Origin of the sequence: Elstera cyanobacteriorum (assembly GCF_002251735.1) — a bacterium.
In the GTDB taxonomy this organism is placed as follows: Bacteria; Pseudomonadota; Alphaproteobacteria; order Elsterales; family Elsteraceae; genus Elstera; species Elstera cyanobacteriorum.
The window spans coordinates 48,169-62,633 of record NZ_NOXS01000031.1; the positions used below are offsets into that span (position 1 = coordinate 48,169).

13 protein-coding genes and 2 pseudogenes are annotated in these 14,465 nt (G+C 55.8%); 5 read left to right on the plus strand and 10 right to left on the minus strand.

What is annotated here, in order from left to right; translation table 11 throughout:
• Window positions 1-144 precede the first annotated feature (144 nt).
• Both CHR90_RS07575 and CHR90_RS07580 read left to right on the plus strand, forming a co-directional pair.
• Window positions 145-585 carry a nucleotidyltransferase substrate binding protein gene (locus CHR90_RS07575; protein WP_094408393.1) on the plus strand — a complete coding sequence of 147 codons (441 nt, stop codon included), beginning with the start codon at window positions 145-147 and terminating at the stop codon, window positions 583-585.
• The gene (locus tag CHR90_RS07580) at window positions 578-916 is read left to right on the plus strand and encodes a nucleotidyltransferase domain-containing protein (protein WP_212668643.1); all 339 of its coding nucleotides are present in this window, start codon (window positions 578-580) and stop codon (window positions 914-916) included. The genes CHR90_RS07575 and CHR90_RS07580 overlap by 8 nt, the downstream gene beginning before the upstream one ends.
• A 48-nt stretch (window positions 917-964) precedes the next feature.
• On the opposite strand, the gene CHR90_RS07585 is transcribed toward CHR90_RS07580, so the two are convergent.
• The 7 genes from CHR90_RS07585 to CHR90_RS19185 form a co-directional block, all read right to left on the minus strand.
• Window positions 965-1,582 carry a YagK/YfjJ domain-containing protein gene (locus tag CHR90_RS07585; RefSeq protein WP_170941334.1) on the minus strand — a complete coding sequence of 206 codons (618 nt, stop codon included), beginning with the start codon at window positions 1,580-1,582 and terminating at the stop codon, window positions 965-967.
• Between the two features lie 267 nt (window positions 1,583-1,849).
• Entirely contained in the window at window positions 1,850-2,140 is a 291-nt protein-coding gene (locus CHR90_RS07590; protein WP_094408395.1) for a hypothetical protein, read from the minus strand.
• A 1-nt stretch (window position 2,141) separates the two neighbouring features.
• Window positions 2,142-3,629: a cobaltochelatase CobT-related protein gene (locus tag CHR90_RS07595; RefSeq protein WP_094408396.1), complete on the minus strand. Its 1,488-nt coding sequence runs from the start codon at window positions 3,627-3,629 to the stop codon at window positions 2,142-2,144.
• An 11-nt stretch (window positions 3,630-3,640) separates the two neighbouring features.
• Window positions 3,641-4,606, minus strand: a complete 966-nt coding sequence (locus CHR90_RS07600; protein WP_094408397.1) for a DUF3150 domain-containing protein — start codon at window positions 4,604-4,606, stop codon at window positions 3,641-3,643.
• Between the two features lie 213 nt (window positions 4,607-4,819).
• Entirely contained in the window at window positions 4,820-5,806 is a 987-nt protein-coding gene (locus CHR90_RS07605) for an AAA family ATPase (RefSeq protein ID WP_094408398.1), read from the minus strand.
• Window positions 5,807-5,996: 190 nt separating this feature from the next.
• Window positions 5,997-7,682 (minus strand): DUF3987 domain-containing protein, encoded by a 1,686-nt coding sequence (locus tag CHR90_RS07610; RefSeq protein ID WP_094408399.1) that lies wholly within the window; start codon window positions 7,680-7,682, stop codon window positions 5,997-5,999.
• 73 nt (window positions 7,683-7,755) lie between these two features.
• A complete protein-coding gene (locus tag CHR90_RS19185) occupies window positions 7,756-8,934 on the minus strand; it encodes a hypothetical protein (RefSeq protein ID WP_141210904.1) in 1,179 nt (392 codons plus the stop codon).
• A 275-nt stretch (window positions 8,935-9,209) separates the two neighbouring features.
• Between CHR90_RS19185 and CHR90_RS19525 the strand changes: the two genes are divergently transcribed.
• Window positions 9,210-9,485, plus strand: coding sequence for a transposase (locus CHR90_RS19525; protein WP_212668644.1), 276 nt, complete (start codon window positions 9,210-9,212; stop codon window positions 9,483-9,485).
• Complete coding sequence (locus CHR90_RS07615; protein ID WP_212668645.1) at window positions 9,479-9,991, plus strand: IS5 family transposase; 513 nt, start codon at window positions 9,479-9,481, stop codon at window positions 9,989-9,991. Before CHR90_RS19525 ends, CHR90_RS07615 begins: the two co-directional genes overlap by 7 nt.
• Window positions 9,992-10,002: 11 nt before the next feature.
• Here CHR90_RS07615 and CHR90_RS19635 read toward each other — a convergent pair.
• Window positions 10,003-10,484 (minus strand): annotated as a pseudogene (locus CHR90_RS19635) (IS5 family transposase); the annotation flags it as partial.
• A 59-nt stretch (window positions 10,485-10,543) separates the two neighbouring features.
• A pseudogene (locus CHR90_RS19875) lies at window positions 10,544-11,704 on the minus strand (tyrosine-type recombinase/integrase); the annotation flags it as partial.
• Between the two features lie 369 nt (window positions 11,705-12,073).
• Here CHR90_RS19875 and CHR90_RS07630 point away from each other — a divergent pair.
• A complete protein-coding gene (locus CHR90_RS07630; protein WP_094408658.1) occupies window positions 12,074-13,759 on the plus strand; it encodes a thiamine pyrophosphate-binding protein in 1,686 nt (561 codons plus the stop codon).
• 140 nt (window positions 13,760-13,899) lie between these two features.
• Here CHR90_RS07630 and CHR90_RS07635 read toward each other — a convergent pair whose 3' ends face one another.
• Complete coding sequence (locus CHR90_RS07635; RefSeq protein ID WP_170941336.1) at window positions 13,900-14,409, minus strand: DUF4405 domain-containing protein; 510 nt, start codon at window positions 14,407-14,409, stop codon at window positions 13,900-13,902.
• Between the last annotated feature and the right edge of the window lie 56 nt (window positions 14,410-14,465).

Genomic DNA, 14,465 nt, shown 5'->3' on the forward strand with positions numbered 1-14,465 from the left:
CGATCAACGAGCGCCGCTTGGTTTTTGGTCGGGATAGGGTTTCGGATAACCATCTTTGTCTCCAGAACGGTCCTTGGTCCGATAGGTTCGCGCGGCGAGGGGTGCTATACTCCTGCTTGTGCCTTTTCCTCTATCGAGCGTGCGATGACAACCCCGGAAAAACCCCGTTGGCTTTACCGTCTTGAGAACTTTGGGCGGGCTTTCAGCTTGTTGCGGGAAGCTATGGAGATCATGGACAGTCGCCCGCTCACCCAACTCGAAAAAGAAGGCGTGATCCAGCGGTTCGAGTTCACCTGGGAACTGGCTTGGAAGCTGCTGAAAGATTACCTCGAAGCCAGCGGCGTCGCGCTCGAGACGATTACCCCGGCGGCCGTTATCCGGGCCGGGTTCGCAGCGAAGATCATTCAGGAAGGCGATATCTGGATGCAGGCGCTCGATGCGCGTAACAAAATGTCCCATACCTATAATTTTAAAATCTTCGAGAAAATCATTGAGGATATCCGCGCGCAGTATTTTGCGCGGCTGGAAGAGCTTTATACGGTCATGATCGAACGGGCCGTAACGGAGGGAGGCCAGTATGATTAATCACGGTTTGACCCCATCCCATATCACGATCATTGCCGACGTCCTGGCTCCTTTCGCGCTCCAGATTGAAAGGGTCGGGCTGTTCGGTTCCCGCGCGACCGGCACGCAAAAGCCGGGATCGGATATCGATCTGGTGCTTTATGGTCCGCTGACCGAAGCAATGGTTGATCGGCTATGGACGCGCTTTACCGAAAGCCTGCTACCGGTCTCGGTCGATGTCGTTGCCTATGCGTTGATCCAATGGCCAGCGCTGCAGCGGCATATCGATAGCACCATGCTGCCGTTACTTTCTCAGCAAGATTTGATCCGTTTGGGTCAAAAGGCCGCTTAAGGGCCGGACTGGGGAAGCGCACAAGAAGCGCCCTTCCCCCTCCCTTGATCAGACAGCGGTTTGCGCCCCTGGATAAAGTGTCGGGATCACCATAGGCACGGGGGTTTCCACCCGCAAAAGCGAGGTTCCAAAATCCCGAACGCGGTAGGGGGCCAAATCCTTACTATAGGTCTTGGCGAGATAGGCGAGGCGTTCGAAGACGGCTTGAACCTGAAATCCAAACGCAGCCTGTTCGGCACCCTTGGACTGGGCCGAGGGGCGGCACAGCATAATCCAGGCCCGACCGCCATCGAGATCGCAGTAATGGACCAGACCTTGTGGCCAGGGGTAGTTCAGAATCACCGACCAAGCCTGTGATGCCGACTGAAGCAAACCGGTTCCCGTCTGGCAGCGGTTTCCGTTGATCAGGAAGGCCACGTGATAATGCGGCGTCTCGCTGAGGTTCTGCTCCCGAACCCACAGGTAATGGGCTTCAATGCTGTTCAGGGAGAACCAGTCTTTCAGATGTTTCATCAGCGCGGAGATGGCGTCGTTCCGCTGGGGAAGCGGGGCATTCTCCGGAAAGCGGACATCAAAGCGAACCACCAGCACTTTTGAGTGGTGCTGGATCATATGAATTAGCCGCTCCTGGATCTTGGCCAGGATATCGGTGCGATACTCGTACATGATGAAGTCCTCGGTAAGTTTCACCATACTATGAAGGTTGATTGAAGTGTTCTGAGTATATATTACCATATACCGATTTATAGAAACTGCGCCCTGTCGAGATTATTCAGGAACATATTGCCGCTATTTCGGTGTTATAATTTTCAGATCAGTCTGAAAGTTAAGTTTGATTTAAAAAAGAAAGCCCGGTTTCCCGGGCTCCCTGATGAGAGAGTTGGTCTTTTGACAAAGGCTCGTCGCGAGTGTTTCTACCCGCGCGGAATTTTATTAGTCCTCAAAATGGCAACCGCAATTGTGGCATTGGTATTTGCGCAACGGGGCGGCGTCATCCTCTGTGTCGTCAGTTGCCCAGGCGGCAACGCCCAGGAGGAAGCCGACGATGGAAAGAGGGAGAAGCGGCCCCTGCAGAACAACGCGGGCAAGCGTTAAGGCGGCAGCGCCTGCCGCCCCTGCGGCCAGCATGTCGCCAAGCTCGCTGACCATTTCCGGTTCGGTATGATAGGAGCCGCAGGCCGGGCAACGGGGATTGGGGGATAGCAGAACGATATCGTTGGGCATGTCATTTTCTCCGGATGAGCGCCCGCTGAAGCATCTGGAACAAGGCTTCCGGCAGGGCGTCGAGGGTGTCGATGTTCTGGGAGGTGATCGGCAGTAGGCTGGTGATGCTGGGGGCCTTGATGCCGAGGGCATAAACCTCGATCCCCAGGCGCGCGGCGGTGGTGAGGACGTCTTTGGCGGTTTCCGGATCGTCCGGTTCGCCGTCGGTGAGCAGCAGCAGGATCTGGCGCGGCTCGGGGCGGCGGCTGATCTGTTGCAGCACGGCCCAGAGCACCTGGGTTAGGGGTGTATCGCCGCTCGCGTCGGGCAGGAAGCGGGCGTGCGGTCGGTCGCCATAGTCCAGTAGCGGCACATAGGTGGCGGTGCCGAGCTGGGGGCGGCCGGGGAAGGCGGTAACGGCGAGCGGCAGGCCGACGCCGTACAGGGCCTCGGCGACGGCATGGGCGAGATGCCCGGCCAAGCTGATCCGCTCCCGCATCGAACCCGAGGTATCGAGCAGCAGATGCACCGCCGTGTTCAGCCCCGGCTTCGGCTGCCCCTGTCGGAAGATGCGGGGCGAGCCGGTAGCGAGGCTGGCGAGCAGCTTGGGGTCGAGCTTTCCCCGGCGGCTGCGTGCCACCCGCTTCAGAATGCTCGCCTGCAGCAGCCCTGTTAGCCGGGCTTTTAAACCGCTGGTTAGGCGGCGGCTGTCGGCAAGCTGCTGGTCGGTGAGCGATTGCACCGGTTTGTCGCCCATCACCGCCACACTGGTCCGGCTTTTGATCGGCTCTTTCGAGGAGGCCCGCAAGCAGCGGCGCAGGATGGCGGCGATATCCTCGGGCAGATCCGCCTCATCGCTGCCGCGTAAGGGCTGGGGGTCGGCGTTAGGATCGTCGGGCGGGGTGTTCATCCACAGGGCGATGATCTCCCGCGCATAGGCTAGACAGGCGGCACTGTCGGGGCAGTGCTGGCGCATCCGCTCCAAGATCGGGGTAACGCGATCAAGAAGGCCGGGGATCACCCGTTCGACCTCCCCGGCCCGCCGCCGGACGCGCCCGGCCAGGGCCGGAAGGCGCCACGATCGGACTGTGAGCAACAGCCAGTCGAGGAACCATTGGGTTTTCGGCAGCTTCGGGCGCGGCGCGTCCAGGAAGAGTTCCTGGATCAAGGCCCGGAAGTTCTCGCCGCAGCCCGGATAGAGTTTGGCGAGCCGATCCTCGATCCGCCAATCTTCGAGGATATTCCAGACGTATTTTTCCAGCACGTCCGGCTGTTCTCGGCGGAGGAGGTCGAAGTCGGTGAAGCGGATATGGGCGGCCTCATGGTCGATATAACCGCGCACCAGCCCGAGGAAGCGCGGGTCGCCCGAGGTTGGTAAATCCGGCAGGCGGATCACCCGCCCATCGGTATAGGCGCGCGGCCCGCCGATCTCGACTGTCACGCCGTGGCGATGGCCGAGGCTGGCGGCGAGTAGGGGCAGGCAGGAGAGAAGAGCCGGGGAGGGAACCATCGCAACCTCCCTCACCACAGGCCGAGACTGTCGAGCGCTTGCCCGCCCGCATCCGGGCTTTCCGGCGTGTCCGGTGTCTCCTCCGGCAGCAGCAGCGGCTGCACCGGCGGCGGGGGCAAAGCGACCAGCGCCTGCAAGGCCGCGTCCAGCCCCATGCCGTCGAGGATCTTCTGTCCGTGCTCGCGCATCGCCGCCGGATCGCGCAGCAGGCAGACGAGGCCTTGCAGTCCCAGCAGGCTACCGCCGGTTAACGGACCTTTCTCCGGCAAAGCGGCAAGCCCGGTATCGATCAGATCGACCAGCGGCGTCACCCTTGGCTCCAGACACGACAGTCCCGCAAGCTTCTGCCGCAGGCCTTTCAATGGCCAGGCTGCCTTCAGCGAGACCTCGGTTTTACCGAGAAAACTCTTCTGCCACGCCTCTTCGGCGACTTTCGCCACTTCACCGAACAGGGTGCCGCCCAACTCTTCGACCGCCTCGGTCAGCGGCTTACTCGCCTCCCGCCCCTTCGGCGGCTGCAGTCGGAACATCTGCCACGCAAACCCCAACCGCGACCGCACCACATCGGCGCTGACAGCCGCATTGGCCAGCAGCGCCTCCCAGCCTGGATTATCGCGAATCCAATCCGCCACGGCCGCATCATAGCGGGCGAGAAACTCCGCCTTCGCCTGCACAAACTCGGCCCCGATGGCGTCGAGCCCAGCATTCACCGGATCAATCGCCCGCTCCGGCAGGGCCCAGCCACCGAGAAATCGCACGCCATGCCGGTCGAGCAAAGCCACCGCCCGACTCTTTAACGCCCCGAACACCCGCAGGTCTTCGGGATTACAAACCTTCTTACTGCCGAGCGACGCCACCGTCTCCGGCGGTAAATTCGGCGCACAGAGATCGGCGGCGGTCAGCTTGCGCCGCGCCGACCAGATCGTGACCTCCAGCCGCAGGGCCGTGAGGTGTTTGAGAACGGTAATGTCCGTCATTCGTCGTCTCCTATGGAATTGCGCTGCGCGCAGAAGGGGGCGCTGCCCCCAAACCCCCGGCCAAGGGCCGACGGGCCCTTGGCAATCCCGGGGATGGAAAAAGCAGTTCATCCGACCAAAGCCGGAGCGCGTCAGATCAGGAAAAAGGGGATTATCAAGGGCCCAAGGCCCTTGATCGGAGCCCGAGGCAGCGCCTCGGATCGCGTCAGCGCCTTAGGCCGAAACGGCAAACAGCCGCTGCGCCAACTCCTGCAACAAAGCCCGCGTCGGCGGCGTGGCGCGATAGCCGAGGGCGCGGTCGAGGGCGTAGGTGACGGGCTGGATGCCGGTTCGGGCGAGGGGTTGGAAGCGCTGGGTGAGGTCGGCCCAGCGCAGCAGGGTGCGGGTGGAGAAGGTGACTTCGATGCGTTCGGCGAGGCTGCCTGCCGTGGGATCGCCGAGGAAGAGGCGGCGGACTTGGTGGGCGTAATCGACCATGGTGCTGCGCAGACTTTCGGGCAGGGCAGGGGCTCGGCGGTCGAGCAGGCTGCGCTCGGTCTCGGGTGAGGGGTAGCCGATCTCGCAGAGGGTAAAGCGGTCCATAAAGGCGAGGTTCTGGCGCAAGGTACCCTGGTAGAGGCCGGTCTCGTCGGCGGCGCCATTGGTATTGGCGGTGGCGACGAAGCGGAACAGCGGGTGCGGCGCGATGATCTCGCCGCCGTTTTCCGGCAGGCAGAGCGGCGCGCCGTCGAGGACGCCGTTGAGGCCGACGGCGACAGCCGGATCGAGCAGGTCGATCTCGTTGAGGAGAAACAGGCCGCCATAGCGCATGGCCAGCGCCAGCGGCCCGTGCTGGAAGCGCATGCTGCCCTGATCGAGGCTGAGGTGCCCGGCGAGATCGGCGAACTCCAGGCGGCCGTGGGCGGTGATCTCGAAGACCGGATAGTTCAGCTTGGCGGCCACCTGGCGGATCAGACTGCTCTTGCCGCTGCCGGTCGGCCCGAAGACATAGAGCGGATCGGCGGGGGCCATTAGCCAGACCACGAGTTCGCGCATGGCTTCGGGGAAGACGTAGAAGGGATCGGGGCTTGGGGTATAGGCGCAGGGGGCGGTAAAGCCCCGGATCAGGCGGCCGGAGGCTTGGCCGCTGAAGATCAGGCCTGCATCTAGATCGGCGGGGGCAAGCCCGGCTAGGATTGTCTCGGCATCAGTCTCGGACATGGAACTCTCCTCTGAAGACAAACAAAAACCCCCGCGCCAGGACGGCGCGGGGGAGGGTCACAGAGGTGATGTATGTCTGAGTTGGGATGAACGACATGGTCGTATCGCTGAAAATTATATTGACAACGTTGACAGTCAACGTTGTCAACGCTCATTTTGGAGTGAAAAATCGTTATGAGCAAGTTTCAATTTATGAATAATCGATGCCCGACGATCCGATGTTAGGGTTTGGAGAAATAAGATTTGTTTGCGTGATTAAATTTGGGTTCACGACAAATTTTAGGTTTTTCAAGTGTAACCGTCCTAAGTATAGATTTGTTTCTAAAATATCTATACCTGATCTTATCTCTTCGATTGTGCAGCGACCAACTCCTCTCTGGGCGTCTCTTTCTTCAAATGAGCTTTTTTTATGCCTGTATATCCAATTTAATATCTTATTAGCTACGTTTAGAGATTTTTGATATTGATTGTCAAATGCCGATTGCGCGTAAACATCAAAAAATTTTAAGAGTATATCCGCAGATTTTATTGTCTTTGCTGATATTTCGTTGTCGATAAATTGATCGTTTTCAAGAATGTGTAATATACCTGCCAATCTAATCAAATGGCTTGGCTTTCTATTTTTAAAGGCTCTATGAGCATAGTTTTTTCCACTAACGAAAGCTTCGACATCATTTCTCCCTCTGAAATAGGAGAAATACTCTTTAGCTTCGGTGGATAAAATTATTTCATTGAATATTTTTTCGCTATTATCCGATCTGGGCCTCTCGACTGACATGATGGATCGTATTTTCTTTTGGAGCCATTCCTGTATTTCTTCCGAAATATCTTCGGATAAATTCTTTTCTATAAAGCTTTGTCCAAGAAATATAGGTAGGAATCTGGATGATATGTCGCTCCTCATAATGTTCTCATCTTGATAGAAATCTTGATATATTTCCGGGTTTGTGAGTAAGCACATTGATGTGATTGGTGAATTAAGATCTACATTCAATTTTATATCGGAACCACCTAAATACGATTCTGCATCGTATGATTTAATTATTATATTTTGGATATTTTCATGCTTGATTTTTTCCAAAAATCTTCCTTCTACGTCAAATATGCATATAAATTCATCTTGAGTATTCAGTGCTCGAATAAGAGACGTTGCAGTAGGTGTATCAATAATAAGTTTAATTTGATGTGCGCAAGAGGATGTTTTTTCAATTAATTCTATTGCGTTCTTTTGTTTCAGTATTTCTGCGACAATATCGCAATCTTGAGATATATTTTTCTCTATTTCATTTTCTATCATTTTTTTTCTTTTACTTGACATGCGTTTTATAATTTCACGAAAAGTATTTGAGTTAAGAATCTTTTTATCAGGAACCATGCTTTCATGTGCTTTTAGAAGTGTATTTCGAAAGAAATGTGCAGTATTATCTTTCCTGCTGTCCGATGGTGCTGATATCAAAAAATATTCTGTTAATACTTCTTTATGAAGTGACGATAATCTGACTGAAACCCGACCTCTGGTTGCAGTGCAGACTGTAGAAAGCATGCAAACAGTAGCTATTTCGATGGGGACAGCTAAGGTAGTAGATAAGTTTTTTAGAAAATCACTAGTATTTTTTGAAAAAATATCATCTATTAATAAAGGTGAGCGTGGGTAGTCAATACTCGGAATATACTGTGTTGGAATTGATCTTAAGTAATTTTGAATTGATAATTCATCATGTAATGATTTTATTTCCTCTTGGTGTTTGATATATCGTTTCTGAGCATCGAAAAAATTGTTATGAATATTAATGGATTGAGTTTTATTTTTAATGTCATTTTCATGGGTTGAATAGTGGTTTGGTTGATTTGAAGAGGGAAAAGGATAAGAAACCATATCAGTCTCCTGGGGGCTGGTGAATGCTCAAGTAAGTATTTTTATTTACCGTTAAAAATAGAAACGGATACCGCTATGGTTTTCTCCAGCTTCTATACCAGTCAATAAAATCACTTTTTTTATAATGAACTCTACCACTCAAGATGGTTTTTGGTGGACCGTTGCCTGTCATGTCTAGTTTTTCTAACGTACTTTTTCCGATTAGAGATGTTCCAAAGGATTCTTGAAAAATTTTAGGTAACTTGGCGCGCGGCAATAGATCGGGCAATTTTTCGGCCATTAAACAGTATATATCTCCGGGATTTTCCTTCAAATCCTGTTTCCGAAGATGATTCACATTCTCCTCATGATAACTTGGGGCAATCTCTTCTGAAGATGGAGGCGAAATAGTCCCAATATCATTTATGGTCATCGGGGTTGCGAGATTCTCAAGATTATCAATAATTTTAGTAACATCAGATTTTTTCCAAACGGCTGCAGAAAGGCGCATTGTGAAAATCTGCTGTATTTCCCGTGATAAAGCAGAAATTCTACTCCCTGCTTCAAACACGTTGGAAACCGAATCCGGGGAGCCTTTTATAAATAGGCTCGAGAAAAAAGAAGCCAAGCTATGTTTCCAGACCAAACCCTCATCGCCAAAAATCTGCGAAGAGACGAGAGAACCGGCACGGACGGTTGCTTCCACCAGATCCCAAATGTCGCGGGAATAGCCATGTTGCTTACGGCCTTGGCATTCAGTGGATACGATTAGACCAAAACGTCGATTGTGTTCAATCGTAATAAGAAGCGGGAAATGGCTTTCTTCGCCAGTAGCCTCATTTTTTAACATAAGCGGTATGATTAAAATGACAGGTCGACCGGGAATAATACGGCGAAGAGCCGGAAGGTTGGAGGCTTGGAGTTGAAAAGACCAGTGCCCTGTGGGGGCAATTGTAAGCCAACCATAGTAGGTTAATCGCGCAGGGGCCTTTTCTAAGAGTAGACGAGCCCCCATTTCCGCTCCAATCACGTGACCGCTAACGAAGTCCCAAGAAATTTTGGGGGAGTAAGGCGATCGAGGCAGTAAGATAGGAAGCGTGGTTGAGGCATCAAAAGCCTGTATTTTACCTCGAACCCATTCTTGCAGCAGCCATATGATTTGATCCTCACTATGTAGATCTACCAACTGCGGTAATGTTATTGATTCTTCATAGCTAGGAAACCCACGCGATTGGCGAACTTGTTGGAGCATTTCCTCGAATGGCGAAGGCAATTGACGCTCCCAAAAAATGCAGTATCAATCGATATTAATCTTAGCCTATTTGGTTACCGAGTGAAGATAAAAATTGGGTTAACCCCCTCCCCCCGCCTCTTGGACAGATTTCCTTCTGATTTAAGCTACTCCCTGTGCCTACCGATCAGTCTCGATGCTGTTCTAAAAGATCACGGCGGGCGGCTATCCACCATGTTCAGCTAGGCCCTGTTGACAAAATTAATTCCCAAAGGCGCTGATCTGTGATTCAACACTGCTCTTTGCGGAGAGCGGCGATGGCACGTGGTGATGTGACGGACGAGGAATGGGGCGTTATCGAGGTGCTTTTGCCCTCGGAGCGGGGGCGTAAGTCCCGACCTGCTCATGATAATCGGCGCTTTCTCAACGGCATGCTTCATGTGCTGCGGGTTGGGTGCCCCTGGCGGGATATGCATGAGCGGTACGGGAAGTGGAACTCGGTCTATGTCCGGTTTCGCCGCTGGGCTGAGCAAGGTGTCTGGGATGCGATCCTAGCCACGCTGGTCGAGTTCGGCCTAACCGACGATTGGTAGCACATGATCGACAGCACCACGGTTCGCGGCCATGTCTCGGCAGCGGGCGCAAAAGGGGGACGTATAAGGAAGCTTTTGGTCGATCACGCGGCGGCTTTACGTGCAAGGTCCACGCCCGGTGCGACAATCAAGGACGCCCTCTTGGCTTCATCCTGACTGGCGGCGAGGCTTCGGATTATGCGGCGGTCGATGACCTCATGGCCTTGCCGGTCGCTAAGCCGAAGGCCCTGTTGGCTGACAAGGGCTATGATGGGGATACCGTGCGGGCCAACCTGCTGATGCGCGGCATTTTGCCAATTATTCCGCCCAAGGCCAATCGGCGCGACCCCATCGCCTGCGACTTCAAACGCTACCGCGACCGAAACCGTATCGAGCGCATGTTAGGTCATCTCAAGCATCAGCGGCGTATCGCTACGCGATACGATAAAACCGCACTCTCCTTCGAAAGCTTCCTCAATCTCGCCGCCATCCGCAGATGGTTACCTTACTTTGTCAACAGGACCTAGATCGTAGCTCATTACAGAGTGCACAAGATTCGCAGAGCAACGAGTTTGACAACTGCGAGGAGGTTTTGCGGATCTTTGTTGTGCCAGGTGGCTATGCCCCGGAAGTCTTTGATCTTACCGAAGAAGCGCTCGACCAGATTGCGTTGGCGATAAACCCAGATGGAGAAGGGGAATGTGCCCTTCCGGTTGGGCTTGGGTGGGATGTTTGCCCAAGTATCGTGATTCTCGATCAAGACACGGATAGCGTTACTATCATAGCCCTTATCAGTCAGCAGGGTTGCGCGGCCGCTCAAAGCTCCGTCCGAGCAAGACCATGGCCTCTATGCTGTCGTGGAACTGTCCTGCGGTCAGACGCAGGGGGTGGAGCGGCCTTCCGCATTGGCGAGTGCGTGGATTTTACGGGTGAATCCCTCATGGGAACGTCTCATGCCGCTATCGTCTTTAGCCCCCTTTTTCCCCTAGCCCCGTGCTGGTGAACGCGGACACAGGTGCTGCAGCAATCGTCTGCTCAAACTCCCGCATAGCAGCCCGTAGCCCCTCTGGAGCTAGATGAGAGTAGCGTTCCGTCATGGTCAGGCTGGCATGTCCCATCAGTTTTGCCACGGTGTAAAGGGGCGTTCCTTGTTGGACGTGCCAACTTGCGAACGTATGGCGCAACGTGTGGAAGACGACCTTCAAACGCGGATCGGCTTGTCCTTGATTCCAACCGAGTTCCTCGACGATCCGCTCGAAGGTGCGGCTGACCTCGCGCAAAGGGCTTCCATCGGCCTGCTGAAAGAGGGGGGGAGAACTGGCTTCGTCTTTGCGATGGATGAGCATCGTGCGGGTGGCTTGGGTGAGGTAAGCATAGCGATTTTTGCCGCTTTTAGGATCTCGAACAAGCAGGGTGCCGGTCTCAAAATTCACATCTTCCCAGCGCAGTTTGAAAATCTCTCCGGCTCGCAACCCTGTATGTAGACTGAGCAAACAAATATCATGTAGTTGCGGGCTTCGACGTGCTGTAAGAGCGAGGAGCTCCCGGGCTTCCTGGTGCGAAAGATGGCGCTGGCGGCGATTATCCTGGCGCGGCAGTGTCATCTGAGTAACTGGGTTCACCTCAATAAGCCCGTGCCGAGCGGCGAGATTGAAGACCTGTCGGCAGGTCGCCAGCACTGCATGTTGGGTCTTTGCGGCCCGTTTTTTTTCAATGAGATGCTTATTAATCCGCTCCAACGCAAAGGTCGTGACCGAGCGGAGAGGCGTTTCGCCGATCACTGGTGCAATCCAGTTGGTGAAATGGCCTTGCTCATTGTGCCATGTCTGGGATTTCTTCGAGGCAGAAGCAGAGGGGGCATAAAACTCGACCCAGAACTGCGCAAAACTGATATTGGCCAGGGCTTCGCGCTGACGGCGAGCGGCCTCTTCCTGCCGTTGAAGCGCCGCGAGTTCGGCTTGTTCCCGCAAAGTTTGGGGCCGTTTTCCTGTGCGCTGATTTTCTTTGAGCTCGGCCAGAAGGGCGTTCACCTTCCCTTCGGTCCACCCTGCGCTTTCCCAACCAACGCCTTCCTCAATTCGCTTTCCATCAAGCCGATAGTAGATCGCAAAATAGCGATCCCTGCGGGTCCCAATGCTGCGACTTTCATGCAGTCGGTAGCGTATGCCGGGATATTTAGAAGCACTCCAAGGACGGGCCATCGTGTCGCTCTCAGAAATTGTCCATTGCTGGTCCATCATTTTGGGGGAAAGAGGCTGAGTGTCAAGGAAAGGTCAGGAGAGGATAGGTTTCAAGAAATCAGGCGATTTCAATCGTCTCACGCCGCTCGGGAAAAACGCAGAGACGTGGGGCAAGATTTGGAAATAGTCTCATAACCTGAAGGCCGCAGGTTCAAATCCTGCCCCCGCAACCAATCCTGAGAAACGCCCCTAGATCAAAACAGCTAGGGGCTTCTTGGTTTTCTAGGTCTGATTTACCTCAAAGACCACACCCGCCTATACGCTATCCTCCCGACAGGAACCGATGATCGAATCGGGACCCAACCAGTGGCGCAAAAACCAACTTTCTTGGAAGATGCGTGGATCGGGACGAAGAAGGCGAAAAAAATCATGGGGGAAACGCGCAATACCCGGACTGGCGGCCAAATTCTGGTCGATGCGCTTCGGGTTCATGGGGTTGACCGGGCCTTCTGCGTTCCGGGCGAAAGCTATCTTGCCGTGTTGGATGCGTTGCACGACGCGGCGGATGCCATCGAGCTGATTGTCTGCCGTCAGGAGGGGGGAGCGGCCTATATGGCCGAGGCCTATGGCAAGCTAACCGGCACGCCGGGTATCTGTTTCGTCACCCGCGGCCCTGGGGCGACGAATGCGTCGATTGGCGTGCATACCGCCTTTCAGGATTCGACGCCGATGATCCTGTTCGTCGGCCAAGTGGCGCGCGATCAGGTCGAGCGGGAGGCGTTTCAAGAGATCGACTATCGCCGCATGTTCGGCCCCATGGCGAAATGGGTCGTGGAAATCGACGATGCCGCCCGCCTGCCGGAGTTGATCAGCCAGGCGTTTCACCGCGCGGTCAACGGTCGCCCCGGACCGGTTGTCGTCGCGCTGCCCGAGGATATGTTGACCGACCGCGTGGCCGTGGCCGATGCGCCAGCCTATGTGCGGGCCGACGCCTATGCCGGGGCGCCGCAGCTCGCGGCCCTGCAAGCCTTACTGGCCGACGCCCGGCGCCCGATGGTCATTGCGGGTGGCGGCGGCTGGTCGGCGGCGACGGTGGCGGCGCTGCAGACCTTTTCCGAAGCCTTCTGCCTGCCGGTCGCAGCTTCCTTCCGCTGTCAGGATCTCTTCGACAATACTCATCCCCATTATGCTGGGGATTTTGGCCCTGCGGCCTCGCCCAAGCTGATCCAGCGGGTGAAAGATAGTGATCTCCTGATCACCATTGGCGCCCGCCTGGGGGAGATGACCACCGGCGCCTATACGATGATCGATATTCCGGTGCCGCGGCAAAAGCTGGTGCATATCTACCCGAGCGGCGAGGAGTTGGGCCGCGTCTATCATCCGACGCTTCCGATCCAGGCCACCGTTCGCGGCTTCCTGACCCCGGCGGCGGCGCTGACACCCCTGGGAGGGATTGCTTGGCGGGCATGGACGGCGGCGGCCCATGCCGATTACCGCGATCATCTTCAGCATCCGCTGATCCCTGGAGCGGTGCAGATGGGCGAGATTATGGCTTGGCTGCGCGACCACCTGCCCCCCGACGCGATTTTGACCAATGGGGCAGGGAATTATACCGCTTGGCCGCAACGGTTTTATCAGTATCGCCGGTTTCGTACCCAGTTAGGGCCGACGAATGGCTCGATGGGCTATGGCGTTCCGGCGGCGATTTCGGCAAAGCTCGCCCATCGCGACCGGACGGTGGTGGCGTTTGCGGGTGATGGCTGTTTTCTGATGACCGGGCAGGAACTGGCGACGGCGGCGCAGTATGACGCGCGGGTGATCGTGCTGGTCGTGAATAACGGCATGTATGGCACGATCCGCATGCATCAGGAACGCACCTATCCCGCCCGTGTTTCGGGCACTGGGCTTACCAACCCGGATTTCGCCGCACTGGCCCGTGCTTATGGGCTGCACGGCGAAACCGTTACGGAAACGGCGGCCTTTGCCGCCGCGTTCGAGCGCTGCGAGCGGGCGGGAACGGCGGCGCTGATCGAGTTGCGCATCGATCCCGAAGCCCTAACGCCAAAGCTCAGCCTGTCCCAGATCCGCGCGCAGGCGCAGGCGCGCGGAGCGTAAGCTTGGCGGGCTAGGGCGCTTTCCGTTCGCTTTGGCTCACGACAAGCGCTCTAGCCTCTTATTTTAGAAGCAAATGCGTCGTCGCGGGTGCCTGTGCGTTTGACGCGCACAGCGCATCGGGCACCCGCTCGGGATTTGCGCTAGGGTGTAGGGGCGGTCAGCTTCGCCATGACCGTCATCGGCGAGACCTTATGCTGGGCGGCAATCCCGGCAATTGTTTCGGTCCCGCGAGCGGCGGTAAACCCGGCCTGCTGCAAGCGCGTTACCGCGCCGCTTTCATCGAGGCCGAGGATGGGGGCGAGTTGGTGAAGCGGGGCTTTCTGGGCCGCGCCCATCAGGGCTATTGCGGGGTTACCGCCGTTCGGCTTGCTCCATCCGCCATAGGCATAGGCGCCCGCCGCGATCAGGGAGAGGCCGAGGCTGATCGGCATGGCTGCCCGGCGGAAGTAATTTTTAAAGCCCGGCCAGTTGCGCCATAGATGAAGAATGACGGGAACCAGCAGGACCAGCGATAGAATCTCGTGCATCTCGCGGAACAGGTTGGTGCCGAGATGAAAGAACAGTGCCACGCCCGAGACGGTGGAGACGAGAAACAGGCCCACGGTCAGCGGTGTACCATAGCGGAAGAGGGCGGCTTTTAAGCGCTTCACGAAAAATCCCCTTGTTAGATCACCAGAGTGTCTAACGGGGATAGGCCGCGCCCCCT

Bases quoted from the DNA above. Each gene is read 5' to 3' on its own strand.
- CHR90_RS07575 (WP_094408393.1), top strand. From the start codon at position 145: ATGACAACCCCGGAAAAACCCCGTTGGCTTTACCGTCTTGAGAACTTT.
- CHR90_RS07580 (WP_212668643.1), top strand. From the start codon at position 578: ATGATTAATCACGGTTTGACCCCATCCCATATCACGATCATTGCCGAC.
- CHR90_RS07585 (WP_170941334.1), bottom strand. From the start codon at position 1,582: ATGTACGAGTATCGCACCGATATCCTGGCCAAGATCCAGGAGCGGCTA.
- CHR90_RS07590 (WP_094408395.1), bottom strand. From the start codon at position 2,140: ATGCCCAACGATATCGTTCTGCTATCCCCCAATCCCCGTTGCCCGGCC.
- CHR90_RS07595 (WP_094408396.1), bottom strand. From the start codon at position 3,629: ATGGTTCCCTCCCCGGCTCTTCTCTCCTGCCTGCCCCTACTCGCCGCC.
- CHR90_RS07600 (WP_094408397.1), bottom strand. From the start codon at position 4,606: ATGACGGACATTACCGTTCTCAAACACCTCACGGCCCTGCGGCTGGAG.
- CHR90_RS07605 (WP_094408398.1), bottom strand. From the start codon at position 5,806: ATGTCCGAGACTGATGCCGAGACAATCCTAGCCGGGCTTGCCCCCGCC.
- CHR90_RS07610 (WP_094408399.1), bottom strand. From the start codon at position 7,682: ATGGTTTCTTATCCTTTTCCCTCTTCAAATCAACCAAACCACTATTCA.
- CHR90_RS19525 (WP_212668644.1), top strand. From the start codon at position 9,210: ATGGCACGTGGTGATGTGACGGACGAGGAATGGGGCGTTATCGAGGTG.
- CHR90_RS07630 (WP_094408658.1), top strand. From the start codon at position 12,074: ATGGGGGAAACGCGCAATACCCGGACTGGCGGCCAAATTCTGGTCGAT.